The sequence below is a fragment of the Caballeronia sp. Sq4a genome (genome assembly GCF_023170545.1).
Taxonomy (GTDB): Bacteria; Pseudomonadota; Gammaproteobacteria; order Burkholderiales; family Burkholderiaceae; genus Caballeronia.
The window spans coordinates 911,458-935,941 of sequence record NZ_CP084252.1 but is presented as its reverse complement, the minus strand read 5'-3'; the positions used below and the strand labels follow the sequence as shown (position 1 = coordinate 935,941).

Below are 24,484 nucleotides of genomic sequence, written 5' to 3'. Positions count from 1 at the left end.
GCAGTCCCCGTAGCGGACATCGCCCATCTCGTCGATCATCAGAAGCAATCACATGCCAGACAACATCTCCGCGCCACAACGGGGGCGCATTCAATCCGGGATCGAAGGAATCGACGATATTCTGGGCGGCGGGCTCACGCCGCACCGCATGTATCTGGTCGAAGGGGCGCCCGGCGCAGGTAAAACCACCCTCGCCTTGCAGTTTTTACTCAAAGGCGCCGAGGTCGGCGAGCCGGGGCTGTACATCACGCTGTCCGAAACGCGGGACGAACTCGTCGCCGTCGCCGAAAGCCACGGCTGGGACACAGGCCGCTTCACCATCATCGAACTATTGTCCGACGAAGGGCTCGATCCCGCGTACGAGCAGACCGTGCTGCATCCCGCCGAAGTCGAACTCGGCGAGACCGTGCGCGACGTGATCGCCAAAGTCGATGAACTGAAGCCCGCCCGGCTCGTCTTCGACAGCCTCTCCGAACTGCGCATGTTGTCGCAGAATTCGCTGCGCTATCGACGCCAGATTCTGGCGCTCAAGCGCTATTTCGCCACGCGCGCCTGCACCGTCATGCTGCTCGACGACAACACGTCCGAAACCGGCGACTTGCAGTTGCACAGCATCGCGCACGGCGTCATCAGCCTCGACAACCTCGTGCACGACTACGGCGGCGAGCGCCGGCGCATACGCATTGCGAAAATGCGCGGCATCCGGTTCCGCGAAGGCTTTCACGACATGACGCTGAAGACGGGCGGCATCGAGGTGTATCCGCGGCTCGTCGCGGCCGAGCATCACGCGGAGTTTCCTTCGGATTCGCTCAGCACGGGAACCCGCGAACTCGATGCGCTCATGGGCGGCGGCCTCGTGCCGGGCACCAATACGCTGATCGTCGGTCCGTCGGGCGTCGGCAAGACGACGACGGTCGCCTCGTGTCTGCTCGCCGCGCTCAACCGCGGTCAGCCGTGCGTCTACTATCTCTTCGACGAGACGCTGATGACGCTCGTGCGCCGCTCGACGAGCCTCGGCATCGACCTCAGACCGCATCTCGACAGCGGTCTGCTGACGCTGCGCCAGATCGATCCCGCCGAGATCTCGCCCGGCGAATTCACGAGCGACGTGCGCAAGAGCGTGGAGCAGGACGGCGCGCGCTTCGTCGCCATCGACAGCCTGAACGCGTATCTGCAGGCCATGCCCGGCGAGCGTTATTTGCTGCTTCAGATGCACGAGCTGCTCACGTATCTGAACCAGCGCGGCGTCATCACCATGCTCGTGCTGGGCCAGCACGGGATCATCGGCGAAATACAGAGCGATATCGATATCAGCTATCTCAGCGACGTCGTGCTGCTCTTTCGCTATTTCGAACGCCAGGGCGAAGTGCTCACCGCCGTGACCGCCGTCAAGAGCCGCACCAACGGCCACGAACGCTCGATCCGGCAGTTCCGGCTCGGCAGCAAGGGCTTGAACGTCGGCGAGGCGCTACGCGATTTCGAAGGCGTGCTGAGCGGCCTGCCGACTTACCGGGGCGATACCGCCATGCTCGCGTCATCGGAGGGCGAGCCGGCCTCGCCACGGGAATAACGCGATGGAACATCGCGTACTGATCGTTGCGCCTTTCGGCCGCGACGCCGAGGTCATCGTCGATGTCCTCAAGACGGAGGGCCGCGAGTGCTTCGTCTGCGCCGACTCGCGCGTGCTCGTGACCGAACTGGACCGCGGCGCGGCCGTCGCCATCATCACCGAAGAATCGCTGCTGGACGACAGCGCGATGGCGCTTGCCGCATGGATCGAACAGCAACCCGCATGGTCGGATTTCCCGATCGTGCTGCTGTCCGGGCGGCTGCCGGGCAGGCGCTCCGCCAAGAGCATCGAGATGCTGGAGCGGCTCGGCAACGTGCTGGTGCTCGAACGGCCGCTCAACTCCGAGACCTTGCGCCGCGCCGTGGCGTCGTCGTTGCGGGCGCGCGCCCGGCAATACGATGCGCGCAAGCACCTCGCCGAGTCGGAGCAGCATCTCATCGACCGCGTCAAGGCGCAGGAAGCGCTCCAACGGCTCAACGAATCGCTCGAAAGCCGCATCGCGGAACGCACGCACGAACTCGCCTCGGCCAACAACCGCCTGATGCGCGAGATTCACGAACGCGCCAAGGTGCAGGCCGTGCTCGTGCAGTCGCAGAAGATGGAAGCGCTCGGGCAGTTGACCGGCGGCATCGCGCACGACTTCAATAACCTGCTGAACGTGATCATGGCCAACGCGGAACTGCTCGCGCGCATCAGCAAGGACGAGCGCGTGCTCAAGATGGCCGCGACCACCAAGCGCGCGACCGAGCGGGGCGCGAAGCTGACCGCGCAGTTGCTGACGTTTTCGCGCACGAGCAATCTGGATTTGAAAGCGGTGAACGTGGCCGCGTTGCTGCACGGCATCCGCGACATCATTTCCATCTCGCTCGGCTCGACCATCGCGCTGTCGATCACGACTGCGTCCGACGATCTCTGGACGCAAGCCGACGCGAACCAGCTGGAACTGGCGATACTCAATCTCGCGATCAACGCTCGCGACGCAATGCCGAACGGCGGCCGCCTGGCCATTCACGCCGAAGAACGGCCGAGCGTCGACGAAGCGCTCGCGCCTGGCCGCTACATCGTGATTAGCGTGACCGATTCGGGCTCGGGCATCGAGCCGGGCGTGCTCTCGCGCGTATTCGATCCCTTCTTCACGACCAAGCCGGTCGGCAAGGGAACCGGCCTGGGTCTCAGTCAGGTGTACGGCATTGCGCGGCAGGCGGGCGGCGTCGCGCGAATCGAAAGCGAGGTGGGCAAGGGCACCACCGTGCAGGTCTGGCTGCCGTTCGGCGCGCAGGATCCGTCGGAAGGCGCCCTAGGCGCGGACCCGCGCGACGATACGGCGACGCCGGGCCGCATCCTCGTTATCGAGGACGACGAGGACGTGCGCACGATGATCGTCGATTGTCTCGAAGCGCTCGGCTATCACGTCACGCAGGCGCCGGACGGGCCGAGCGGCCTCGCGCGTCTCGATGCCGACAAGCCGGACGTGATGATGGTCGATTACGCGATGCCGGGCATGAACGGCATACAGGTGCTCGCGAGCGCCCGCGAATCGCGCCCCGACCTGCCGGTCATCCTCGCGACCGGCTACGCCGACGTCGATGTCACCACCATCACGGACCGGCGCTTCACCGCGCTTCGCAAGCCGTTCCAGCTCGAAGACCTTGCGCGCGCCGTGCGTCTCGCGCTGAAAAGCGCCGAGAAGGCGTAAGCGGCATCTTTAAATCGGCCCTGTCGTATCGCGTCGCACGAGCTGAATCGGCAGCACGTCATGCGTCGGCGCGCCCATGCCGCCGGCGCGAATGCGTTCCACGAGCCGCCGCGCGGCCGTCCGGGCCAGTGCTTCGACCGGCTGCCGGATCGACGTCAGTCCGACGAGCGGCGAACCCGCGAGCGGCATGTCGTCGAAGCCGATGATGGAAAGCTGCTCGGGCACGCGGATGCCGCGCCGCCTCGCAGCCTCCAGCACGCCGAGCGCGATCGTGTCGTTGCCGGCGACGATGGCGGTGACCGGTTGCGGCTCGCTCAGCATCGCGATCGCGCAGGAGTAGCCCGCCTCGGTCGTGTAGTCGCACCAGACAACGGGGACGGCCTCGGCGGCCAGGCCCGCGTCGTTCAGCCAGCCGAGCGCGCCCTTCGCGCGGTCGCGGCCGGTCGACGTGTTCTCCGGGCCCATGACGAGGCCGATTCTCCGGTGCCCGAGCTGATACAGATGCTCGGCGGCGAGCGCGCCGGCGTGGACGTTATCGACCTCCACCGTATCGACCTGCACGTCGTCCACCGACCTCACGACCAGCACCAGCGGAATGCCGCGCCGCTGCATCTCGGCCACGACCGGCGAATCGAGCGTCGCGGTGGCGAAGATCAGGCCGTCCAGATAGCCGTCGATCAGCGGCCGGAACGCCAGCAGATTCTCGTAATCGTTCATCGAATCGATCATCAGCGTCAGTTGATAGCCGAGCTCCTGCAACGCATCGTGCAGATGCGTCAGCAGCATCGTCATGAAGCGGTTGTGCAGCGCGCCGACGACCACGCCGATCAGCCGCGTCGCCGATTTCTTGGGCCGCCGCCCCTGCGCGGGGATGCGGTATCCCAGTTCCGCGGCCGCCGCTTGCACGGCCTGCCGCGTCTCGGCGCTGATCGCCGGATGACCGGCCAGCGACCGCGAAACCGTCGATACCGACACACCGAGCTTGAGAGCGACGTCTTCCAGGCGTACCTTCGCGGGAAGCCGGTTTGCATTCTTTTGCATAACTGGGCGATTGATTATTTGTGACGAAGTGTCGCAGAAACCGACGGTTGCGGGGGGCTTAAGCGAGTACTGTCAGGGAAAGTGTGGAGCGTTTGCAGACTTTTTGCATAGGCTTTTGCGCTACATTCGCTTCGTTCAATGCGCGCGGCCTGCTGCGAACGGGCGAAGCTTCCCGCTCGCCGGATACCGACAGCGCAACCCGGCTACCCCTGATTACGTGAGGAACGAAGATGGCAATGTGGCTCAAACGTGGCGCGGAAGCGGAAGTCCTGAAAGCAGCGGCGCGGGAAGTGCGCGAGACGGTCGAAACGACGCTCGCCGACATCGAGGCGCGCGGCGACGCGGCGGTGCGCGAGCTTTCCGTGCGCTTCGACAAGCTGGATCGCGAGGACTATCGTCTGTCGCAAAGCGAGATCGATCAATGTCTCGCGCAGCTGTCCGCCCGCGATATTGCCGACATCGAGTTCGCGCAGAAGCAGGTGCAGAACTTCGCGCGGCACCAGCGCGAGGCGATTCGCGATATCGAAGTGGAAACGCTGCCGGGCGTCGTGCTCGGGCACAAGAATCTGCCGGTGAACGCGGCGGGCTGTTACGTGCCGGGCGGCAAGTATCCGCTGCTTGCTTCGGCGCATATGTCCGTCATCACCGCGAAGGTGGCGGGCGTGCCGCGCGTCGTGACCTGCGCGCCGCCGTTTCATGGCAAGCCGGCGCCGGCCATCGTCGCGGCGCAGCACATGGCGGGCGCGGACGAGATCTACTGCCTCGGCGGCATTCAGGCGATCGGCGCGATGGCGCTCGGCACGCAAAGCATCGCGCCCGTCGACATGCTGGTCGGCCCGGGCAACGCGTTTGTCGCCGAAGCCAAGCGGCAACTGTTCGGCCGCGTGGGTATCGACCTGTTCGCGGGACCGACCGAAACCCTCGTGATCGCCGATGAAACCGTGGACGGCGAAATGTGCGCCACCGATCTGCTCGGACAAGCCGAGCACGGCCCGGATTCGCCCGCCATTCTGCTCACGAACTCGGAGAAGCTCGCGCGCGAAACCATGGCGGAAGTCGAACGGCTGCTCGGGATTCTTCCGACCGCTGACATCGCCCGCAAGTCGTGGGAGAAATACGGCGAAGTGATCGTCGCGGAAAACGAAGAAGAAATGGTACGCATTGCCGAAGAAATCGCGTTCGAGCACGTTCAGGTCATGACGCGCGACCCGGACTATTTCCTCGCCAACATGACGAACTACGGCGCGCTGTTTCTCGGCCCGCGGACGAACGTCTCGTTCGGCGACAAGGTGATCGGCACGAATCACACGCTGCCCACGCGCAAGGCCGCGCGCTATACCGGCGGCCTGTGGGTCGGCAAGTTCCTGAAGACGTGCACGTATCAGCGCGTGCTCACCGACGAGGCCTCGGCGATGATCGGCGAATACTGTTCGCGTCTGTGCGCGCTGGAAGGCTTCGCCGGACACGGCGAACAGGCCAATCTCCGCGTGCGCCGTTACGGACACAAAGACGTGCCGTACGCGGGCATCGCCGTCTGATCTAGAGGAAAGCACACTGCGCACGCAGATTCATGCGTGCCGATCTGCGAGGAGGAGACAACAAATGAAAATCTATCGATCGATCGCGCGGCTCGGCTCGGCCGCCCGCGTGCTGCTCGGCGCCTGCGTGGCGTTCGCGGCGGGCGGGCAGGCGTGGGCGGCGACGGGTACGACGGGCGCGCGTCCGAACATCGTCGTCGTGATGACCGACGACGTGGGCTGGGGCGACCTCGGCAGCTACGACGGCGGCGTCATGCGCGGCGCGCCCACGCCCAATCTCGACCGCATGGCCGCCGAAGGCGAAGGCTTCCTGAACTACTACGGGCAGGCGAGTTGCACGGCGGGACGCGCGTCGTTCATCACCGGGCGCTTGCCGATTCGCACGTCGCTGTCGTCGGTGCTCGTGCCGGGCGACCCGAACGGCTTGACGAAGCAGACGCCGACCATCGCGCAATTTCTGAAGAAGGCGGGCTACACGACCGTACAACTCGGCAAGTGGCATCTCGGCGACAAGCCGCAGAACTATCCGACCGCGAACGGCTTCGACGAGATGTACAACGAGCTCGCGTATTACGCCGGCGTCTATGCGTACGAGAATCGCGAGCTGCATCCGAACTGGCCCGCGCACGACGCCGACTTTCAGAAGGCGTGGGATCGCGTGAATGTGTCGATGCTGGAGCAGAAGGCCGGTCAGCCGGTCCGCGTGGTCAAGCCGAAGTTCAGCTACGACGACCTCGCGACGGCCGACGACGACATGCGCGCCACCGCCGTGAACTGGATCAAGGCGCACGCGAAGGACGATCATCCGTTCTTCATGTACCTGAACTTCCTGAAGGTGCATAACCCGAACAACCCGTCGCCGCGCTGGAAGGGCAAGTCGCCGGGCGGCGGCAATTATCTCGATTCGCTGATGGAGCTGGACGACAACAGCGGTCAGATCTTGCAGGCCATTCGCGACGCCGGCATCGCCGAGAACACGCTCGTCGTCTGGACCACCGACAACGGCGCGTGGGTCGATGCGTGGCCCGACGCCGGCTATACGCCGTTTCGCGGGGAGAAGGGCACGCCGTTCGAGGGCGGCTTCCGCGTGCCGGCCATCGCGTGGTGGCCGGGGCATATCAAGCCGGGCTCGGTGAACACCGACATGTTCTCGCACATGGACTGGTGGCCGACGTTCGCCGCGCTGGCGGGCGAACAGCCGCCGGCGTACGAATCGAAGGACAACGAAGGCAAGCCGATCATCTTCGACGGCATGGGTCTCAGCGATTCGCTGCTCGGCAACGGACCGGGCAAGCGGACGAGCTTCGTCTACTTCTCGGGGCAGACGTTCGGGGGCGTGCGCGTGAAGAACTTCAAGGCGCTGTACACCGCGCAGGACACGTGGCTCGGCCCGCAACGCCCGATGAAAGCGCCCGCCATCTACGATCTTCAGTGGGACCCGCGCGAGCAGTTCGACATCGCCTTCAATGGCGCGATGCCCACGGGCGGCAATCAGACGTCGCCGGGCCGCTACAGCGGGCAGGACAATGGCTGGATCGGGCTGTTCTTCGTGCCGGTCATGACGCGCTTCTTCTCCGAACTGAAGACGCATCCGAACGTGCCGTATATCCCGTTCGGCGAAGGGCGGTATCTCGCCATTCCCGAAGAATTCCGGTAACGGCATCGGCGCTGGCCCGCGCGCGGTATCGCGGGCCATCCTCTCACCCCACAGGATGATTCCATGAGCAAACCCGCGCTGCGCGGGCGCGATGCGTATCGTCACTTCCTGACGATTCCGACCCGCTGGATGGACAACGACGTGTACGGCCACATCAATAACGTCGTGTATTACAGCTACTTCGACACGGTGGTCAACGAGTACCTGCTGCGTCAGGGCGTGCTCGATTTCGGCGCGAGCGATGTGATCGGCCTCGTGGTGGAGACGCAGTGCAATTACTTCGAATCCATCGCGTTTCCGGATCGCGTCGAGGCGGGCTTGCGCGTGTCGAAGGTCGGCACGTCGAGCGTGCGCTATGAGATCGGGCTTTTTCGCGAAGGCAGCGATTCACCGGCGGCGCAAGGGCATTTCGTGCACGTCTATGTTGATCGCGAGACGCGGCGGCCCAAGCCGCTTTCGCAGGCATGGCGCGCGGCGTTGAACGCGCTGGAACCGGTAGCGGCGTAGACGCTGCGCGACGCGGCTACGCTTCGCCGCCTTCCGCGAGCCGCGCCGCTTCCAGCTCTCTGCGCACACGCGCCAGTTCTTCGGCGAGCACCGCCTCGTCCGGCAGCATCATGTGGTATTCGGCGGCGAGCACCTTGTTCGGCAGACCGTCGAGCGCGTATTTCGCGACCGCCGCATTGGTCCGCGCGCAGAGAATCAGGCCCACCGGCGGGTTCTCGCCCGGCAGCATCCAGTGCTCTTTCGCGTAATTGCAGTACATGTGCATCTGCCCGACATCGGCGTGATTAAGCTCGGTCAGCTTCAGGTCGATGATGACGAGACACCGCAGCCGCCGGTGAAAGAACAGCAGATCCACGCGATACCAGCTATCGCCGATGCGCAGGCGCCGCTGCCGTCCGACGAACGTGAAGTCGCCGCCCAGTTCCAGCAGAAAGTCCTCGAGCCGATGAATCAGGGCGTCCTCGAGCTGGCTTTCCGAGTACTCGTCCTTCAGATCGAGGAACTCGAGCACGTACGGGTCCTTGATGGCTTCCTCGGGCGTCACGATGTCGCGCGTCTCGGCGATGGCGCCTTTGTCCAGCATCGCCCGCTTGTCGCGCGACATCAGCGTGCGCGTGTAGAACTGACTGCCGATCTGCCTGTCGAGTTGCCGCACGCTCCAGCCGCCGCGCAGCGCTTCGGCTTCGTAGAAACGCCGCTCGTCGTCGGAACGGGTGCGCCGCATCAGATGGACATAATGCGTCCACGAGAGCGGGAACCGCTCGGCCAGTTGCGCGAGCGTCGAAATCCGAATCGCCGGTTCGGATTTTCCCGCGGACGCGGACGCCGCCGAATTCCGAATCGGCGATTCGGAAATCCCGGCGCTCGCATACGCCTGGTAGAAGAGGCGCATCAGCTCCAGATTGTCGACGCCGAAGCCGCGCCCGAAGCGCCTCGTCAGATCGGCCGAGAGCCGCTGCAACAGCGCCTGTCCGTACGCCGCGCGGCCCGCGCCGCCCTGCTCGAATTCGACGATCCGGTGCCCGATGCGCCAGTACGTCGCCGTCATCAGCGCGTTGATGCTGCGCGCCGCCGCCTGACGGCCCTGTTCGAGCAACGTCAGCACGTCGCCGAGCGTCGCGTCGTAGTCGTCCTCGGGCAGCATCACGTCGTTCATCGTCGTTTTTCCTTTCCTCTGCGCACACGGCGCCTTCGAGCGAAGTGTCGCATACGCGCGTGTGTCGCCGAGCGCACATTATTGTCCGATGAATCGCCCTACGCTGTGGCCCTCCAGGCGGATCAGCGTTCGGCGGTCAATGACTCGATATTTCACCTCAAGGCAAGGCGCCATCAAGCGTCTGATGGAACTCAAGCGGGAACTGGCGCGGATGAATCGCGCGGCACCGGCTATCGACGGATGCAGGACGGACGGCATCGAAATAGCCGGCCTCGATCAGGTGTTGCTCGACGTGCGCGCGGGGCGCGTGTGCTGGTACCGGCACTCGGCGGCGCACGAAGACCAGCTCGTGTTCATTAGCTGAAGCGCGCGGCTCACGGTCTCGGTTCGTGCGGCGTCGTCGCGGGCTCGTCGGGATCGACGCGTCGAGGTCGCCCGGTTCACGCAGCGAAAGCCAGCGCGCTCACGCCGCAGCCGCAAGAAGCGGCGTTGCGGAAGTCGGCAGTAAAGGGCGTTAAGGTCGCGAAACTCGCATACCGGCAGCAAGCGATGCACGCAGCCGCGCATCGCCGCTATGTGCGGTGCCGCACAATCCGGCGCGATTCGTCACGTTAGTCTCGACGGCGGTCCACCGCCGTTTTCATCGCGAGGCCGCTTCCAACGGTGCTGCATACCGCCCTTTCCCCGGCCACCCGTGAGAGCCTGCATGCCTACACCGAAAGTCAGCATTCTTCTGCCGATGTACGACGTGGAAGGATGCATCGCCGAGTGCGTCCGCTCGATTCTCGCGCAGACGCGCACCGACTTCGAGATCATCGCCGTCGACGATTGCAGTCCCGACCGCTCCGGCGAAGTCGCGCGCGCGCTGCTCGAAGCGCAGCACGTCATTCCGTGGAAGCTCGTGCGCAACGAGAAGAACGTCGGCATTGCGGAGACGCGGCGCATCGCGGTGAGTCACGCGAGCGGCGAGTACGTGCTGTGCGTGGACAGCGACGATTTCGTCGCGCCGAACGTCGTGGAAGTGGTGTGCCGCGAAGCCGACCAGCACGGCGCGGACGTAGTGATCTTCGCGGCGAAGTGCATCGACCCGCAGGGACGCGAGGTCTATCGCGTCAAGACCGGCAACGAGACCATCACCGGACTTCAGGCCGTGGGCCGCATCATGGACCTGAGCCTGCAGGCGTACTGCTGGAACAAGCTCTTCAAGCGCGAGCTGTTCGCCTCGGTCGAGCATCCGGCCGGGCTCATCTACGAAGACATTCTCGTTTGCGTGCAGGCGCTTTCGCGCGCGCGCGTGGTGCGGCTGATTCCCGACGAACTGTACTTCTACGTGAAGCGCGGCAACGGGCTTTCGGTGCGCTTCAATCCGCGTATCGTAGACCTGTTCGAAATCATGGACCGCGTGGAGCGCGACACGCGCGGGCTGCCCATCGACAACGGCAGCAAGCTCTTTTTCCGGCTCAAGTACGTGTATGCGTACCGGAACATCGCGTTCGAAGCCGCGCGCCTCGCGCCCGATTACGCGACGGCCGCTCCGATACTCGACAGCGTCGCGAGCAAGCTGCGCTTCACGCATGTCGGCAAGATCTACGCGGACAAGCGGCCCAAGTTATCCGTCGCGATGTGTCTTCTGAAGATCCATCCGCGTATCTTTTATCGCTTCGTGCGCCGCTTCAACTGACATCGCTCCCGACGCGCGCGCGGTTCGCCTCCGCGACGCCCGCGCGCACGCGCCGGATCGCCGTCACGAGCGACAAGACGATCAACGCGCGCCACAGTCCCACGCCGGCCGCGCCCACTGCGCCGCCCGCGCCGCCCGCGCCGACCCAGAGCGCAAACGCGCCGAGCACGAAGGCGCGGTCGCTCTTGCCGAACGGTCCGTCATAACGCCGGCTCGCGCCCGCGAGCGGCCCGGCGAGCCCGGCGCATTCCGCGATCGCCGCCAAGAGCGCGAAGAGCCAGACATCGGCCGCGCAGAACGCCTGCACCGCGAGAAACGGCAGCGTGAGCGCGACGTCGGAGACCACATCGCCCAGTTCGTTCAGGTACGCGCCGAGCGCGCTCTTCTGGCCGTGCTCGCGCGCCAGCATGCCGTCGATGGCGTTGAGCGCCATGCGGATGAAAAGCCAAAGCGGAATCAGCAGGAACAGGGAATGGCGCGGCGAGCCGAACGCCGCGACCGCGCCTACCGCGATCGATCCGCCCGCCGCGGTCAACGTCACCTGATTCGCGGTCACGCCGTGGCGAAAGAGCCAGTCGGTCAGCGGACGCAAGAGATTCTGAAAGCGGGGCTTGAGTGCGTAGAGGCTCATGAGACGGGTGGGATGTCGAAAACAAGGCGCTACTATCGCGGCCCTTTCCGCACGCGTCAAACGATAAGGACGCCGAAGCTCAACATTTGAGCAGGTTTGTCACAGCATCGCCGATATCTGGCAAATCTCGTCACTGTGCATTGCAAGCCAACGGCGGATGTGAAAGGAATAGCAGCCTGACAATCACTATTCGCACTCTTACCCGATGAAACTCATGCACGTCTGGCAGCGCGACCTGCTGCTCGCGCTGGTGCGGCTCGTTGCGGGCGCGTATCCGGTATGGCATTGCGCCGCGCCGACCGCCACGCAGAAGCTCTATTTTTCGAATCACACGAGCCATATCGACACGCTCGCGATTCTCGCTGCGCTGCCACGCAAACTGCGCGATGCCGTGCGGCCTGTCGCCGCGCGCGATTACTGGGCTACCGGCCGCATCAAGCGACATATCGCGCGCAATCTGCTCAACGCCGTATTGATCGACCGCCGCCGGGAGACGGAAGGCGATCCGCTCGATCCGGTGCGCGACGCGCTCGGGCACGGCCACTCGATCATCATCTTCCCGGAAGGCACGCGCGGCGCCGATGCGCTGCCTCAAGCGTTCAAAAGCGGGCTCTTTCATCTGGCGAGCGAGTTTCCGGACGTGGCGCTGACGCCCGTGTATCTGGAGAACCTTCAGCGAATCATGCCGAAAGGCGCTATCTGGCCAATTCCGCTCATCTGCAAGGTGCACGTCGGCGCGAGCGAAACACTGCGCGACGGCGAAGAAAAAGCGCCGTTTCTCGCCCGGATGCGCGACGCCGTGATCGCGCTCGCTCAATCAGCACATCGAAATTAAGCTATGCCGACTTCATTCTGGAATCTGGTCGCGGGCGTCGTGGGCGCGCTGACCTTCGCGACGCTGATCGGCGCGGTGCTCGGCGCGCGCGCAAAGGGCACGAGCGCGACCATCGTCAATCTGAACCAGCGCATCCGTGCCTGGTGGGGCATGATCGCGGTGATGGTCGTCGCCATCGGTCTCGGCGACAAGGCGACGTTCGTCGTCTTCGCGCTGCTCTCGTATCTCGCGCTGCGCGAATTCATCACGCTCACGCCGACCACCGCGAGCGATCACACCACGCTGTTCGTCGCGTTCTTCGTCGCGGTGCCGGTGCAATACGTGCTGCTCGGCATCGACTGGTACGGCATGTATTCGATCTTCGTGCCGGTGCATCTTTTCTTCGCGATGTCGCTCGTCTCCGCGCTCACGCAGGACACGCGCGAGTTCCTGAGCCGCAACGCGCGCATCAACTGGGCGCTGATGGTGTGCGTGTACGGGCTGAGCCACGCGCCCGCGCTGCTGACGCTCGATATTCCCGGTTATCGCGGGCAGAACGCGCTGCTGTTGTTCTACTTCCTGCTCGTCGTGCAGATCAGCGATGTGTTGCAGTATGTCGTCGGCAAGCTCTTCGGGCGGCGCAAGATCGCGCCGGTGCTGTCGCCTTCGAAGACCGTGGAAGGTTTCGTCGGCGGCGGATTGCTCGCGACCCTGTGCGGCGCGGCGCTGTATCGCGTGACGCCGTTCGGATTCGGCGCGGCGTTTCTCATGTCGCTGGCGATCGTGCTCGCGGGCTTCGTCGGCGGGCTCGTGCTGTCGGCGGTCAAACGCTCGCTCGGCGCGAAAGACTGGGGCGTGATGATTGCGGGACACGGCGGCATGCTGGATCGCGTGGATTCCGTCTGCTTCGCGGCGCCGGTGTTCTTTCACCTCGTTCGATACCTCTATGTCTGACGTTTGAGCGGCCCAAGTTTGAGCGGCCCAAAGCGAAGCGGCCCCTTGCGGGGCCGCCAAGCGTCATTGCGGGCAAAGAGCGGAGATCAGACCGCCATCACCGTGACCGACTTCGACACGAGATACGGCTCCAGCGCCTCGGGTCCGCCTTCGGAGCCGTAGCCCGAATCCTTCACGCCGCCGAACGGCATTTCCGGCCACGGCGTCGCGGGCTGGTTGATCCACAACATGCCCACTTCGAGCTGGTTCGTGAGCAAGTGCACGTTCTTGAACGAGCGCGTGAACGCGTAGCCGGCCAGGCCGTACGGCAGCCGGTTCGCCTCGGCGATGGCGTCCTCCAGCGAATCGAAGCCGCGAATGGCCGCGACCGGGCCGAACGGCTCGTTGTTGAACACGTCGGCTTCGAGGGGCACGTCGGTCAGCACGGTCGGCGCGAAGAAGTTGCCCGCCGAGCCGATGCGCTCGCCGCCCGTCGCGATCTTCGCGCCCGCCTGACGCGCGTTCTCGACGACGCTCGCCATCGCGGTGATGCGCCGCGCGTTGGCGAGCGGCCCGAGCGTCGTGCCTTCGGCGAGGCCGTCGCCGACCGAGAGGCTCTCCGCGTGCTTGACGAGCGCCTTCGCGAAGTCGTCGCGCAGGCTGTTGTGAACCAGAAAGCGCGTCGGCGAGATGCAGACCTGGCCCGCGTTGCGGAACTTCGCCGCGCCCGACGCCTTCACGGCAAGCTCGACGTCTGCGTCTTCCGCGACGATCACGGGCGCGTGGCCGCCGAGTTCCATCGTCGCGCGCTTCATGTGCTGACCGGCGAGCGCGGCGAGTTGCTTGCCGACGGCCGTCGAGCCGGTGAACGTCACTTTGCGGATGACCGGATGCGCGATCAGGTACTTCGAGATTTCGGGCGGATCGCCGAACACGAGTCCGAGCACGCCGTTGGGCACGCCCGCGTCGGCGAACGCGCGGATGAGTTCGGCGGGCGATGCCGGCGTCTCTTCCGGCGCCTTCACGATGAACGAGCAGCCCGTCGTAAGCGCGGCCGAGAGCTTGCGCACCACCTGATTGACCGGGAAGTTCCACGGCGTGAACGCGGCGACCGGGCCGACCGGCTCCTTCACGACCGTCTGCTGCGCGTTGACGTTGCGCGGCGGCACGATCCGGCCGTAGACGCGGCGCCCTTCGTCCGCGAACCATTCGATGATATCCGCCGCCGAGTTCACTTCGATGCGCGCTTCGGCGAGCGGCTTGCCCTGCTCCATCGTCATCAGGCGCGCGATGCTGTCGGCGCGTTCGCGCACGAGCGCGGCGGCCTTGCGCATCAGCGAGGCGCGTTCGAGCGCGCTCATCTTGCGCCACGTCGCGAAGCCCGCTTGCGCGGCGGCCACGGCGCGATCCAGATCCGGAATGCCGGCGCGCGCGACGGTGCCGATTTTCTCGCCGGTGGCCGGGTTCACCACGTCGAGCGTGGCGCCGCCCTGCGCGTCGCACCATTCGCCGTTGATATAAAGACGCGTGTTCTGATACGTACCTGCAGTCATTGAGCACCTCTTGCTGGAAAGATGGTCCGCGCCGGTGCGTTTCCGGCGCGGCGTCTATTGCACGACGATTGCCGCTTCGGCGCTTCGGCGCATGCGCCGCGCTGCATCGTCGTCGAAAAGGAAAAGGATACGGATTAAATCGCGGGCGTGCATGGGTCGCCCTTCACTTCCCGCGCTTGCCGAAGAAGTCGATGAGCGCGTCGGTCGCGGCTTTGTCGCTTGCGAGCCGCGCGTACAGGGCCGCCGCGCCTTCGTAGATGCGATGCTCCGGGTACGCATCGCCGATGAACGCGGCGATCTCTTCCATCTCCGCGACCCAGCGATACGCTTTCGGCGGCATGCGCGGCACGTTACCGTCAAGCCACGCGGCAAGCTGGGGCTGGCTCTCGCGGAGTTCGTCGAAAAGCGCCTCTCCCGCGCCGTTGCGCATGGCGGCAAGCGACATGGCCGAGCCCAGCGCCGTCAGCCCTTTCGTGATGCCCGCGTACGACATCTTGAGCGCGGAGGCTGCGCCGACCGGGCCGTCGAGCACGCGCACGTTCAGGCCCGCGTCGCCGAGTACGGCTGCGCGCGCGGCGTGCAGTCCGGAGAGATAAAACTTCGGCGCCGACGGCGGCCCGATGATGGCGGCATCGACGAACGGCGCGCCGGTGGCATCGACCGTTCGGGCGATGGTCGCGGCGGTGTCCGGGCTGATGGCGTTGCAGTCGACGAAGACGGCTTTTCGGTCCGCCTGCGTGAGCGCGGGCGCGAGACGTTCGGCAGTCTGAATGGCGACGGCCGGCGGCACGATCGAAAGAATGAAATCGCACGCGGCCAGTTCGGCGAGGCTCGCGTCCTCCATGCCTGCGTCTTTTGCACGAGCGGCGCTCGCGGCGCTGCGACCTTCGAGCGTCGTGAGCACGCGCGCGCCGGAGGCAGACAGCGCCAGACCGACCGCCGATCCCATGCTGCCCGCGCCGAGCAGCGCAATGGTCAAACGAGTCAAGTGCGGCTCCTTGCGGATCGGTGACGAGACCCACAGGATACGCGGATGAGCGCGCGCTCGCAGCGCTCATCCGGCGACCGGACGCGTGGCGTCAGGCCTCGTCGCCCTTGATCTGCGGCAGCGCGGACGCCTCGCCCGGCGTGAGCAGCCCGACTTGCGCGTAGATGCGCAGCTTGTCGCGCGTATCCGTGATGTCGAGATTGCGCATCGTCAACTGGCCGATGCGGTCGCGCGGCGAGAACGTGGACGCCACCTTTTCCATCGACAGGCGTTCCGGCTGATACGTCAGATTCGGCGACTTGGTGCTGAGAATCGAGTAGTCGTTGCCGCGGCGCAGTTCGAGCGTCACTTCGCCGGTGATCGCGCGCGCGACCCAGCGTTGCGCGGTTTCGCGCAGCATGATGGCCTGCGAATCGAACCAGCGGCCCTGATACAGCAAGCGTCCGAGGCGGCGGCCGTTCTCGCGATACTGCTCGATGGTGTCTTCGTTATGAATGCCCGTCACGAGCCGTTCATACGCGATGTAAAGCAGCGCGAGCCCCGGCGCCTCATAGATGCCGCGGCTCTTTGCCTCGATGATGCGGTTCTCGATCTGATCGCTCATGCCGAGGCCGTGACGCCCGCCGATGCGGTTGGCTTCCAGCAGCAGTTCCACCGCGTCGGTGAACGTCTTGCCGTTGAGCGCGACCGGGCGGCCTTCCTCGAAGCGGATCGTCACTTCTTCCTTGTCGATCTTCACGTCGTCGCGCCAGAACGCGACGCCCATGATCGGATTCACGATCTTGATGCCCGATTCGAGGCTTTCGAGGTCCTTGGCTTCGTGCGTGGCGCCGAGCAGGTTCGAATCCGTCGAATACGCCTTTTCCGCCGACATCTTGTACTCGAAGCCCGACTGGCGCATGAACTCCGACATTTCCGCGCGGCCGCCGAGTTCGTCGATGAACGTCTGGTCGAGCCACGGCTTGTAGATCTTCAGGTCCGGATTCACGAGCAAGCCGTAGCGATAGAAACGCTCGATGTCGTTGCCCTTGTACGTGCTGCCGTCGCCCCAGATGTTGACGCCGTCTTCCTTCATGGCGGCGACGAGCATGGTGCCGGTCACGGCGCGGCCGAGCGGCGTCGTGTTGAAGTAGGTGACGCCCGCCGTCGAGATATGGAACGCGCCGCATTGCAGCGCGGCGATGCCTTCCGCGACCAGTTGCGCGCGGCAGTCGATCAGGCGCGCGCCTTCCGCGCCGTATTGCGTGGCGCGGCGGGGAATGGAGTCGTAGTCGTCTTCGTCGGGCTGGCCGAGGTTGGCCGTGTAGGCGTACGGCACCGCGCCCTTCAGGCGCATCCAGTGCAGCGCGGCGCTGGTGTCGAGGCCACCTGAGAACGCGATACCGACTTTTTGCCCAGTCGGAAGGCTTTCAAGAATTGTGCTCATTAGCGAAACCGTTAAGTCGACGTACGGGAAAGGTGCAACTGGGCAGTATCAACCATGACCGGTGATATGACAAGTTTGCGCCAAAACCGCGCGTGTAGACGGTCGTTCGCCGCGAGCCGCCGTTAGTGCAGGATGTCGGTCGCCTTGTGCGTTGGATCGACGCCGTCGATCAAAAAGACCGCGCCGCGCGCGTGGCGGGTGCGCAGCGGCAGGATGCGCCGATACGCGTCGGACTCGTACCAGCCCCGCGCGGCCGATGCATCCGGAAACGCGATCACGATGAGATCGCCGTGCCACTCACCCTCGCGCACGTCGCACGGCCCGCCGTGAATGATGAATCGCCCGCCGAACGGCGCGAGCGTGGCGTCGATTCGCTCCAGATACGCGACGATATCCGCGCACATCTCGACTTCGTGCAGATGCCCAACGGCGTAAGCAGTCATTTCGCGGCTCCTTCTTCTGTCTGGGGATGCCGCCGATCTTGCCGCCCCGCGCGCGTCGCGTCGATTACGTGCGAGGTAAAGCGAGTCAGCCGTTGCGAAACAGGTAGCTGTACGCATTGAGCGCGGGCACGCCGCCCAGATGCGCGTACAGCACCTTCGACCCTTCCGGGAACTCGCCGTTGCGCACCATCTGGATCATGCCGTCCATCGACTTGCCTTCGTAGACGGGATCGGTCAGCACGCCTTCCAGCCGCGCGCACAGGCGAATGGCGTCGAGCGTGCCTTCGTTCGGCAGGCCGTACTCGGGGCCGCCGAAGCGCGTGTCGAGAATCACGTCGTCGCGCGTGATGTCCTGGCCGAGATCGACGAGTTCCGCCGTGTGCTTCGCAATGCGCGTGATCTGATCGTGCGTCTGCTGCGGTTTCGCGGACGCGTCGATGCCGATCACGCGCCGCGCCCGGCCGTCCGCCGCGAAGCCGACGACCATGCCGGCCTGCGTGCTGCCCGTCACCGAGCACACCACGATGTAGTCGAACTTGAAGCCGAGTTCGGCTTCCTGCTGCCGCACTTCCTCCGCGAAGCCGACGAAACCCAGCCCGCCCTTCGGATGCTCCGAGCAGCCCGCCGGTATCGGAAACGGTTTGCCGCCCGCCGCGCGCACGCTGTCCATCGCGTCCTGCCAGCTTTTGCGAATGCCGATATCGAAGCCGTCGGGCACGAGCCGCACGTCCGCGCCCATCATGCGCGACAGCTGGATATTGCCGACGCGGTCGTAGACGGCGTCCGAGTAGTTGACCCAGTTCTCCTGCACGAGCACGCACTTCATGCCGAGATGCGCGGCGACGGCGGCGACCTGACGCGTCTGGTTCGACTGAATGCCGCCGATGGACACGAGCGTATCGCAGCCTTGTTCGAGCGCCTCGGGAATGAGGTATTCGAGCTTGCGCGTCTTGTTGCCGCCGAACGCGAGACCGCTGTTGCAGTCCTCGCGCTTCGCATACAGCTCGACTTTGCCGCCGAGATGCGCGCTCAGGCGCTTGAGCGGCTGAATGGGCGTCGGCCCGAATGTGAGCTTGTAGCGGGGAAAGCGTTGCAGGTTCATGGTCGGCATCCTGTGCGATTGAGGTCGGGCTGCCGCGCATGATCCGCGACGCCTGACCGAAATCGTAGTCAATCTGGGAGATGTCGGCGTTGCGAATAAATTGGCTTTGGCCTAACGTAGCCGCTTATCGGTTCGACGCAGCGCAGTTTTATTTCTTCGAACGACGCGGGCACGCAATGAAAAAAACCACGCTACGGCGAGAGCCGCCAGCATCGGGCAACGAGATCGATCGCGTCGATCGTGCGATCCTGCGTCAGCTTCAGCGCGATGCATCCATCTCCAATGTCGCGCTCGCCGCCAAGGTTCACCTGAGCCCGCCCGCGTGCCTGCGGCGCGTCGAACGGCTGCGCGAAGCCGGGCTGATTCGCGGCACCGTCGCGCTATTGAACCCGAAGGCGCTGGATGCGGGCATGCTCGTGCTGATCGGCGTCGTGCTCGATCGCTCGACACCGGAGTCCTTCACCGACTTCGAAAAGGCCGCGCAAAAGGTGCCGGGCTGCATGGAGTGTCATGTCGTCACCGGCGAGTTCGATTTCTTCATGCTGATCCGCACGCGCGACAGCGACAGCTTCAACCGGCTGCACGCAGAGAAGCTGCTGTATCTGCCGGGCGTGCGGCAGATACGGACCTTCGTCGTTCTGCGGGAAATTCTCTCGACGACAGCATTCCCCGTGTGACGCGCGCATGTGCACTACCAGCGATAGTTCATGCCTGCGAACACTTGCCGCCCGTAGCCGAACGCGCACCAGCTTCCGTAGTAGCACGACGCCACATACTCTTTGTCGAAGAGATTCTGCGCATTGACATACAACTCCGCGCCCTTCAGCTGCGCTGCCGCGTGGCCGAGGTCGTAGCGCAGCGTGGCATCGACCAGAAAGAAGCTCTGCACTTTGAAGTCGTTCTGGGTGCTGTACGTCGTGCCGGTGTATCGCCCGCCCGCGCCGAGCGAAAGGCCCGCAAGCGGCCCGCGATTGATCGTGTAATACGCCCACAACGACGCCTGGTTCTGCGGCACCGCCGGCAGATGCTTGCCTTTCAGGCCGCCGTTGTCCTTCGTGTAGACGGTATTCAGATACGTATAGCTTCCCGTCACGTTCAACGAATCAGTGAGACTGACCTTCGCTTCGAGCTCGACGCCGCGCGAGCGCGCTTCGCCGGTTTGCGACTGGAAATTCGGGTTCGTGGCATCGACGGTCAGCAAGTTTGCGCGCGTCAGATCGAATAGTGCCGCCGTGAAAAGCGCGTCGTAGCCCTTCGGCTGATACTTCACGCCCACTTCATATTGATGCCCGCGCTCCGGGTCGAACGCGCGGCCGTTAATGTCGGTGCCCACTTGCGGCGTGAACGACTCCGTATAGCTCACATACGGCGCAATGCCGTTGTTGAATACATACGTCAAACCGGCGCGGCCCGTGAACGCGCGGTCGGACTGGCTCGACGACGTGCCGAACGTTTCGTTGCGCGTCTTGCTGTTGATCCAGTCCTCGCGCCCGCCGAGCGTGAGAATCGCGTTGCCGAAACGCGCCTGATCCTGCGCATACACGCCGTATTGCGTGCCGCTCAAGACCTGCTTCGACAACTCGGGCACGGGAATCGCCTGGTTGTACACGGGCGCGAACATGTCGATGGAAGGCGCCGTGCCGAAGCCGGAGACGAAGTTCGTCGCGTAATGCTGATAGTCGAAGCCGACGAGCAACGTGTGGTCGATCGGGCCGGTCGAGAAGTTGCCTTCGAGTTGATTGTCCAGCGCGACGGTATTCAGATTGTCCTGGGAATAAGCGGTGCCGCGATCCAGCGTGCGCAGGTCGTCTTCCAGCGCGCTTGCGTAGACGCTCTTGTAGTCCTGCGCGAGGTGCATGTAACGGCCGTTCGCGCGGAACGTCCACGCGTTCGTCAGGCGTCGGTCGAACTTGTAGCCGACGGATTCCTGCACGCGATTGAAGCTCTCGAAGCTCGGATCGCCGTCGTAGAAATTGCTCGGCAGCTTGCCGTTCGGGTTATAGAGCACGGTGCCTTGCGGCGGCACGCTGCCGTAAGACGAGCTGCGCGGATCGTGCTGATACAGGCCGAACAATGTGAGTGACGTCTTGTTGTCCGGGCGCCAGGTGAACGACGGCGCAATCGCGATGCGCTCGTTCTTCGTCATGGCAACCTGTCCGTCCTCCTTGCGTCCGATGCCGGTCACGCGAAAGAGGTAGCGGTCGTCGCCGGCAATCGGCCCGGACAGATCGAACTTGCCCTGCACGTGCCCGTAGTTGCCGACTTCGACGCCCACTTCGTGCAGCGGCTCGACAGTCGGCAGCTTGCTTTCCATGTTGAGCAGCCCGCCCGCCGCGGCTTGCCCGTACAGCACGGACACCGGCCCTTTCAGGACTTCGACGCGATCCATCAGATACGGGTCGAGTTGCGGTGTCGAATACCAGCCGTTGCCGATGAGCTTCAGCCCGTTCCAGTACGTGTCGGCGTCGAAGCCGCGCACCTTCAGCAGATCGTAGCGGGTGGCGATGGCACCGCGCGTTTCCGGCGTCACGCCCGACACGTAGCGCACCGCGGCATTCAGCGTCTGCGCGTTCTGCTGATCCATCTGATCGCGCGTGACGACGGAGACCGACTGCGGCGTCTCGATGATCGGCGTGCCGGACTTGAGCGCCGTCGAACTGGACTTCGCGACGTAGCCTTTCGTCGGTCCGTACGGCGCGTCCTGATCGCTCTGGGCCGTCACCTTCACCGCGGGCAGCGCGCTTTCCGCTGGTGCGGTGTCGGCGTCGACCGATTGCGCGTTCACGCATGCGCTCGCCGTGAACAAAAGCAGCGCGGCCGTTCTCAGCGGTCGCAGGGCGAACCGGCTGGTCTTGTCTGAATTCATGCTTCTTCTCGTAGCCGTCGTGGTTTTAAATGCGAATCATTATTATTCAACGGCGGATTGTGCCCGCTGGCTTTACGTTTGTAAAGCTAACGGCGACGCGCGTTAATGCGAACGTCGACGGGCGCAGTCAGAAGATCGCAATGAGGATGACGCCCGCGACAGCCAGGCCGGCGCCGAGCAGACGCAACGCGCTGGCCTCGCGCACTTCGAAGCCCATCAGCCCGAAGTGGTCGAGCGCGATCGATGTCACGACAGCGGAAATGACGACGATGGTCGTGAAGGTGGCCGACCCGAGCTTGCGCGTGATGAGGAGCGAGCACATCAGAAAGAGCGCGTTGCAGATGCCGCCGATGTACGCCCACCACGGCACGCTGCCGAGACGCGAGAGCGCGGGCCGCACGCCGAAGCCGAAGAACGGCACGCACACGGCAAGACACGCCGCGCCGATCAGATAGACGATCAACGCGGACACGATCGGCTCGTGCAAGCCCTTGAGCAGCGCCGAGTTGCTGCCCGATTGCAGCGGGTTCGAGACGCCCGCCAGTACCGCGAAGATCGCGAGTAGCCAGTGCATGATGTCGCCTCAGACAGTGAGCCGGGCGTCGCGGAACGCGTCCCGCTCGGCGACGGCGGGAAGCTGCACCGGGCGATTTTCCGCCGCCGAGCGATAGATCGCTTCCATGATCCTTTGATCCTGCAAGCCCTCTTCGCCGGGCGTCGCGGGCGTTCTGCCGGTCAGGATGCATTCGGCCATGTGGTCGATCTCCGCGCCGAACTGGTTCGCGTCTTCGAGCACGCGCTCTTCGCGCACCTCGACGTCCTCGCGTTCCGGCGAGCGATGCTGCACCGACAATCGCAGGCCCTTGTACGCGAACGCCGGATCGAGCACCACGGTCCCGCGCTGGAAATGCAGGCGTGCGACGCGCGATTCGTGCGCATCGTAAGCGGCCGAGCAACGCGCGACGACGCCCGACGGAAAGCGCATCTGCCACGAGATGTTCTCTTCGACTTCAGCGAAGCGCGCGTCGCCCGGCGTGCTCCACGCCCAGGCCGACACTTCGACCGGTTCTTCACCGGTCACGAATCGCGCGAAGTTCAGGCAATAGAGGCCGATGTCCGGCAACGATCCGCCGCCCGCGAGGCGCTTGTCGTGCCGCCATTGATCCGCCTCGCCCTGCACCTGACCGTTATGCGCTTCGATGATCTTCAGTTCTCCGAATGTTTTCGATCTCGCCAGCCGCGCGGCCTCGCGATTATGCGGCTCGTATTGCAAGCGGTACGCGACCATCAGCATGACGCCCGCATCCGCGCATGCGCGAATCATCTCTTCCGCTTCGGCCGATGTATTGCTCAACGGCTTCTCGCACAGCACGTGTTTGCCGATGCCCGCCGCCGCGATCACCTGTTCGCGATGCAAGCCGTTGGGCGTCACGATATAGACCGCCTGCACCTCGTCGTTGGCGGCGAGGCGCGCCCATTCGTCGTAGCCGTACACCGCTTCGGCAGGCGCGCCGTATTGACGCGCCACGCGCTCGCCCTTTGCCTTGTCGCCGGTCATCACGGCTGCGAGGCGCGCGAGCTTCGATGAAGCCAGCGCGGGCAAGATCGAATCGAGACTCAGACGGCCGAGGCCGACGATGGCGAAGCCCACCTTGCGATCAGGCGCAAGCGGCGGTAGCTCGACAGGCGAGCGCCGCTCCGAAGCGCCGACGAACGGCGGGCGTGTCTCGGGTTTGTCCTGCCCGGTCGATGGCAAGCCTGACATGATGTGCTCCGTGAGTCGCAATGCCGTGTGGCGTTGGCATCAGTTGGAGCAACGGCTATTCCTGTCGATGATCGCCGGGTCTTCGATCGCATCCTTCAGCAGAGCGACGAATGCCGCGACCGGCTGCGGCAGCGTGCGTCCTGCCATCGTCTGAATTTGCAGCGTGCGTTGATGCAGTTCGGGATTACGGATCGGCACGGCGGCGAAGCCCTCGGCGCCAAGACGGCTGCGCACCGTGAGATAGCCGGTGAGCGTGATGGCGTCCGTGAGCCGCACGAAGCTTTGCAGCGCCATGTGGTAATTGCCGACGAAGACCGGCTCGAATACGAGTCCTTCGAGACTGCACGCGATGTCGAAGAGTTGTCGAAGCGTAACGCCCTGACTATGCATCGCGAGCGGCCATGCATGCAAGTCAGCGAGCGACACCGATTCGCGCGATGCGAGCGGATGGTCGCGCCGCATCAGCGCATAGACCGGCGCGCGCTGCGCATATTGCACGTGCACGTCCGGCTCGGGCGCCATGCTGAAGCACACGGCGATGTCGTGCGAGCCGTCGCGCACGCGCTGTGTCGCGATGGACGGCGCGGACACGTCGAGTTGAAAGTGCGCGCGCGGATGCGTGGTCAGGAAGTGCGCGAAGGCTTGCGGCAGGAAGTCGGGCGCCACGCCTTCGGATGCCGCGATGCGAATCGTCGCGCGGCCGCTCGCGGCGAGTCCGCGAATCTCGTCGATCACGCGCTCGTCTTCCAGTTGACTGCGGCGCGCGTGATTGGCGAGCAGGCGGCCGGCCTCGGTCAGCACCATGCCGCGCGGGCGTCGCTCGAAAAGCGGCGTGCCCATTTGCTCCTCGATTTTCGCGATCTGCCGGCTGAGCGCGGACACCGCGACGAAGAGCCGCTCGGACGCCTTGCTGAGCGATCCGCTGCGAGCCACTTCGAGGAAATAGCGTAAAGCCGTCTGGTCCATGCGCCGTCCGTATCCGCGTTCGAAGTCGAAACCCGCGCTTTGCCGAAATGGCAAAGGTTGGTGAGAAATATTGTAATTGTCCAGAAATATCGGCGAGGTCAGCATGAATTGGTCGGCGGCTACGGCTGCCTTTTCAGCTTCGACGGAGACC

At 64.7% G+C, this 24,484-nt stretch carries 22 protein-coding genes; 10 read left to right on the top strand and 12 right to left on the bottom strand.

The window, feature by feature from the left end; genetic code table 11:
- The first annotated feature begins 52 nt into the window (after positions 1-52).
- Together LDZ24_RS23865 and LDZ24_RS23860 are read left to right on the top strand one after the other, a co-directional pair.
- Positions 53-1,570 (top strand): ATPase domain-containing protein, encoded by a 1,518-nt coding sequence (locus tag LDZ24_RS23865; protein ID WP_248323671.1) that lies wholly within the window; start codon positions 53-55, stop codon positions 1,568-1,570.
- A gap of 4 nt (positions 1,571-1,574) precedes the next feature.
- Entirely contained in the window at positions 1,575-3,266 is a 1,692-nt protein-coding gene (locus LDZ24_RS23860) for a response regulator (protein WP_248323670.1), read from the top strand.
- A 9-nt stretch (positions 3,267-3,275) separates the two neighbouring features.
- Here LDZ24_RS23860 and LDZ24_RS23855 read toward each other — a convergent pair whose 3' ends face one another.
- Positions 3,276-4,307 (bottom strand): LacI family DNA-binding transcriptional regulator, encoded by a 1,032-nt coding sequence (locus LDZ24_RS23855; protein WP_248323669.1) that lies wholly within the window; start codon positions 4,305-4,307, stop codon positions 3,276-3,278.
- A gap of 230 nt (positions 4,308-4,537) precedes the next feature.
- Between LDZ24_RS23855 and hisD the strand changes: the two genes are divergently transcribed.
- The 3 genes from hisD to LDZ24_RS23840 all read left to right on the top strand — a co-directional run bounded on the left by hisD (position 4,538) and on the right by LDZ24_RS23840 (position 8,009).
- The gene (gene hisD, locus LDZ24_RS23850; protein WP_248323668.1) at positions 4,538-5,845 is read left to right on the top strand and encodes a histidinol dehydrogenase; all 1,308 of its coding nucleotides are present in this window, start codon (positions 4,538-4,540) and stop codon (positions 5,843-5,845) included.
- A gap of 64 nt (positions 5,846-5,909) precedes the next feature.
- Positions 5,910-7,502: an arylsulfatase gene (locus LDZ24_RS23845; protein ID WP_248323667.1), complete on the top strand. Its 1,593-nt coding sequence runs from the start codon at positions 5,910-5,912 to the stop codon at positions 7,500-7,502.
- Between the two features lie 63 nt (positions 7,503-7,565).
- Entirely contained in the window at positions 7,566-8,009 is a 444-nt protein-coding gene (locus LDZ24_RS23840; RefSeq protein ID WP_248323666.1) for a thioesterase family protein, read from the top strand.
- A 16-nt stretch (positions 8,010-8,025) separates the two neighbouring features.
- Here the strand turns inward: LDZ24_RS23840 and LDZ24_RS23835 are convergent, their stop codons facing one another.
- Positions 8,026-9,165: a YhcG family protein gene (locus tag LDZ24_RS23835; protein WP_248323665.1), complete on the bottom strand. Its 1,140-nt coding sequence runs from the start codon at positions 9,163-9,165 to the stop codon at positions 8,026-8,028.
- A gap of 139 nt (positions 9,166-9,304) precedes the next feature.
- Here LDZ24_RS23835 and LDZ24_RS23830 point away from each other — a divergent pair, with 139 nt between their 5' ends.
- Both LDZ24_RS23830 and LDZ24_RS23825 read left to right on the top strand, forming a co-directional pair.
- Positions 9,305-9,529: a hypothetical protein gene (locus LDZ24_RS23830; RefSeq protein WP_175943806.1), complete on the top strand. Its 225-nt coding sequence runs from the start codon at positions 9,305-9,307 to the stop codon at positions 9,527-9,529.
- A gap of 342 nt (positions 9,530-9,871) precedes the next feature.
- Complete coding sequence (locus LDZ24_RS23825; RefSeq protein ID WP_248323664.1) at positions 9,872-10,846, top strand: glycosyltransferase family 2 protein; 975 nt, start codon at positions 9,872-9,874, stop codon at positions 10,844-10,846.
- Here LDZ24_RS23825 and LDZ24_RS23820 read toward each other — a convergent pair.
- Complete coding sequence (locus LDZ24_RS23820) at positions 10,839-11,477, bottom strand: CDP-alcohol phosphatidyltransferase family protein (RefSeq protein ID WP_248323663.1); 639 nt, start codon at positions 11,475-11,477, stop codon at positions 10,839-10,841. The genes LDZ24_RS23825 and LDZ24_RS23820 overlap by 8 nt on opposite strands.
- 205 nt (positions 11,478-11,682) lie before the next feature.
- Between LDZ24_RS23820 and LDZ24_RS23815 the strand changes: the two genes are divergently transcribed.
- Together LDZ24_RS23815 and LDZ24_RS23810 are read left to right on the top strand one after the other, a co-directional pair.
- On the top strand, positions 11,683-12,312 hold the full coding sequence (locus LDZ24_RS23815) for a lysophospholipid acyltransferase family protein (RefSeq protein ID WP_248323662.1): 630 nt from the start codon (positions 11,683-11,685) through the stop codon (positions 12,310-12,312).
- 3 nt (positions 12,313-12,315) lie between these two features.
- A complete protein-coding gene (locus LDZ24_RS23810) occupies positions 12,316-13,245 on the top strand; it encodes a phosphatidate cytidylyltransferase (RefSeq protein WP_248323661.1) in 930 nt (309 codons plus the stop codon).
- Positions 13,246-13,331: 86 nt separating this feature from the next.
- Here the strand turns inward: LDZ24_RS23810 and LDZ24_RS23805 are convergent, their stop codons facing one another.
- The 5 genes from LDZ24_RS23805 to LDZ24_RS23785 all read right to left on the bottom strand — a co-directional run bounded on the left by LDZ24_RS23805 (position 13,332) and on the right by LDZ24_RS23785 (position 18,736).
- Complete coding sequence (locus LDZ24_RS23805) at positions 13,332-14,777, bottom strand: NAD-dependent succinate-semialdehyde dehydrogenase (protein WP_175943797.1); 1,446 nt, start codon at positions 14,775-14,777, stop codon at positions 13,332-13,334.
- A gap of 163 nt (positions 14,778-14,940) precedes the next feature.
- A complete protein-coding gene (locus tag LDZ24_RS23800) occupies positions 14,941-15,765 on the bottom strand; it encodes an NAD(P)-dependent oxidoreductase (protein WP_248323660.1) in 825 nt (274 codons plus the stop codon).
- Positions 15,766-15,856: 91 nt separating this feature from the next.
- Entirely contained in the window at positions 15,857-17,191 is a 1,335-nt protein-coding gene (gene argG / locus LDZ24_RS23795) for an argininosuccinate synthase (RefSeq protein ID WP_244851351.1), read from the bottom strand.
- Positions 17,192-17,313: 122 nt separating this feature from the next.
- Positions 17,314-17,634: a DUF1330 domain-containing protein gene (locus tag LDZ24_RS23790; protein ID WP_248323659.1), complete on the bottom strand. Its 321-nt coding sequence runs from the start codon at positions 17,632-17,634 to the stop codon at positions 17,314-17,316.
- An 85-nt stretch (positions 17,635-17,719) separates the two neighbouring features.
- Complete coding sequence (locus tag LDZ24_RS23785; RefSeq protein WP_248323658.1) at positions 17,720-18,736, bottom strand: 1-aminocyclopropane-1-carboxylate deaminase; 1,017 nt, start codon at positions 18,734-18,736, stop codon at positions 17,720-17,722.
- Between the two features lie 176 nt (positions 18,737-18,912).
- On the opposite strand from LDZ24_RS23785, the gene LDZ24_RS23780 reads away from it, so the two are divergent.
- Positions 18,913-19,413: an Lrp/AsnC family transcriptional regulator gene (locus tag LDZ24_RS23780; RefSeq protein WP_248323657.1), complete on the top strand. Its 501-nt coding sequence runs from the start codon at positions 18,913-18,915 to the stop codon at positions 19,411-19,413.
- A 14-nt stretch (positions 19,414-19,427) separates the two neighbouring features.
- Here LDZ24_RS23780 and LDZ24_RS23775 read toward each other — a convergent pair whose 3' ends face one another.
- The 4 genes from LDZ24_RS23775 to LDZ24_RS23760 form a co-directional block, all read right to left on the bottom strand.
- Positions 19,428-21,602 carry a TonB-dependent siderophore receptor gene (locus LDZ24_RS23775; RefSeq protein ID WP_248323656.1) on the bottom strand — a complete coding sequence of 725 codons (2,175 nt, stop codon included), beginning with the start codon at positions 21,600-21,602 and terminating at the stop codon, positions 19,428-19,430.
- A gap of 127 nt (positions 21,603-21,729) precedes the next feature.
- Positions 21,730-22,176, bottom strand: a complete 447-nt coding sequence (locus LDZ24_RS23770) for a DMT family transporter (protein ID WP_248323655.1) — start codon at positions 22,174-22,176, stop codon at positions 21,730-21,732.
- Positions 22,177-22,185: 9 nt separating this feature from the next.
- On the bottom strand, positions 22,186-23,367 hold the full coding sequence (locus LDZ24_RS23765; protein ID WP_248323654.1) for a Gfo/Idh/MocA family protein: 1,182 nt from the start codon (positions 23,365-23,367) through the stop codon (positions 22,186-22,188).
- Between the two features lie 39 nt (positions 23,368-23,406).
- On the bottom strand, positions 23,407-24,333 hold the full coding sequence (locus tag LDZ24_RS23760; RefSeq protein ID WP_248323653.1) for a LysR family transcriptional regulator: 927 nt from the start codon (positions 24,331-24,333) through the stop codon (positions 23,407-23,409).
- Positions 24,334-24,484: the final 151 nt, after the last annotated feature.

Coding starts and splice junctions, on each gene's coding strand:
- LDZ24_RS23865 (WP_248323671.1), top strand. CDS start 53: ATGCCAGACAACATCTCCGCGCCACAACGGGGGCGCATTCAATCCGGG.
- LDZ24_RS23860 (WP_248323670.1), top strand. CDS start 1,575: ATGGAACATCGCGTACTGATCGTTGCGCCTTTCGGCCGCGACGCCGAG.
- LDZ24_RS23855 (WP_248323669.1), bottom strand. CDS start 4,307: ATGCAAAAGAATGCAAACCGGCTTCCCGCGAAGGTACGCCTGGAAGAC.
- hisD (WP_248323668.1), top strand. CDS start 4,538: ATGGCAATGTGGCTCAAACGTGGCGCGGAAGCGGAAGTCCTGAAAGCA.
- LDZ24_RS23845 (WP_248323667.1), top strand. CDS start 5,910: ATGAAAATCTATCGATCGATCGCGCGGCTCGGCTCGGCCGCCCGCGTG.
- LDZ24_RS23840 (WP_248323666.1), top strand. CDS start 7,566: ATGAGCAAACCCGCGCTGCGCGGGCGCGATGCGTATCGTCACTTCCTG.
- LDZ24_RS23835 (WP_248323665.1), bottom strand. CDS start 9,165: ATGAACGACGTGATGCTGCCCGAGGACGACTACGACGCGACGCTCGGC.
- LDZ24_RS23830 (WP_175943806.1), top strand. CDS start 9,305: ATGACTCGATATTTCACCTCAAGGCAAGGCGCCATCAAGCGTCTGATG.
- LDZ24_RS23825 (WP_248323664.1), top strand. CDS start 9,872: ATGCCTACACCGAAAGTCAGCATTCTTCTGCCGATGTACGACGTGGAA.
- LDZ24_RS23820 (WP_248323663.1), bottom strand. CDS start 11,477: ATGAGCCTCTACGCACTCAAGCCCCGCTTTCAGAATCTCTTGCGTCCG.
- LDZ24_RS23815 (WP_248323662.1), top strand. CDS start 11,683: ATGAAACTCATGCACGTCTGGCAGCGCGACCTGCTGCTCGCGCTGGTG.
- LDZ24_RS23810 (WP_248323661.1), top strand. CDS start 12,316: ATGCCGACTTCATTCTGGAATCTGGTCGCGGGCGTCGTGGGCGCGCTG.
- LDZ24_RS23805 (WP_175943797.1), bottom strand. CDS start 14,777: ATGACTGCAGGTACGTATCAGAACACGCGTCTTTATATCAACGGCGAA.
- argG (WP_244851351.1), bottom strand. CDS start 17,191: ATGAGCACAATTCTTGAAAGCCTTCCGACTGGGCAAAAAGTCGGTATC.
- LDZ24_RS23790 (WP_248323659.1), bottom strand. CDS start 17,634: ATGACTGCTTACGCCGTTGGGCATCTGCACGAAGTCGAGATGTGCGCG.
- LDZ24_RS23785 (WP_248323658.1), bottom strand. CDS start 18,736: ATGAACCTGCAACGCTTTCCCCGCTACAAGCTCACATTCGGGCCGACG.
- LDZ24_RS23780 (WP_248323657.1), top strand. CDS start 18,913: ATGAAAAAAACCACGCTACGGCGAGAGCCGCCAGCATCGGGCAACGAG.
- LDZ24_RS23775 (WP_248323656.1), bottom strand. CDS start 21,602: ATGAATTCAGACAAGACCAGCCGGTTCGCCCTGCGACCGCTGAGAACG.
- LDZ24_RS23770 (WP_248323655.1), bottom strand. CDS start 22,176: ATGCACTGGCTACTCGCGATCTTCGCGGTACTGGCGGGCGTCTCGAAC.
- LDZ24_RS23765 (WP_248323654.1), bottom strand. CDS start 23,367: ATGTCAGGCTTGCCATCGACCGGGCAGGACAAACCCGAGACACGCCCG.
- LDZ24_RS23760 (WP_248323653.1), bottom strand. CDS start 24,333: ATGGACCAGACGGCTTTACGCTATTTCCTCGAAGTGGCTCGCAGCGGA.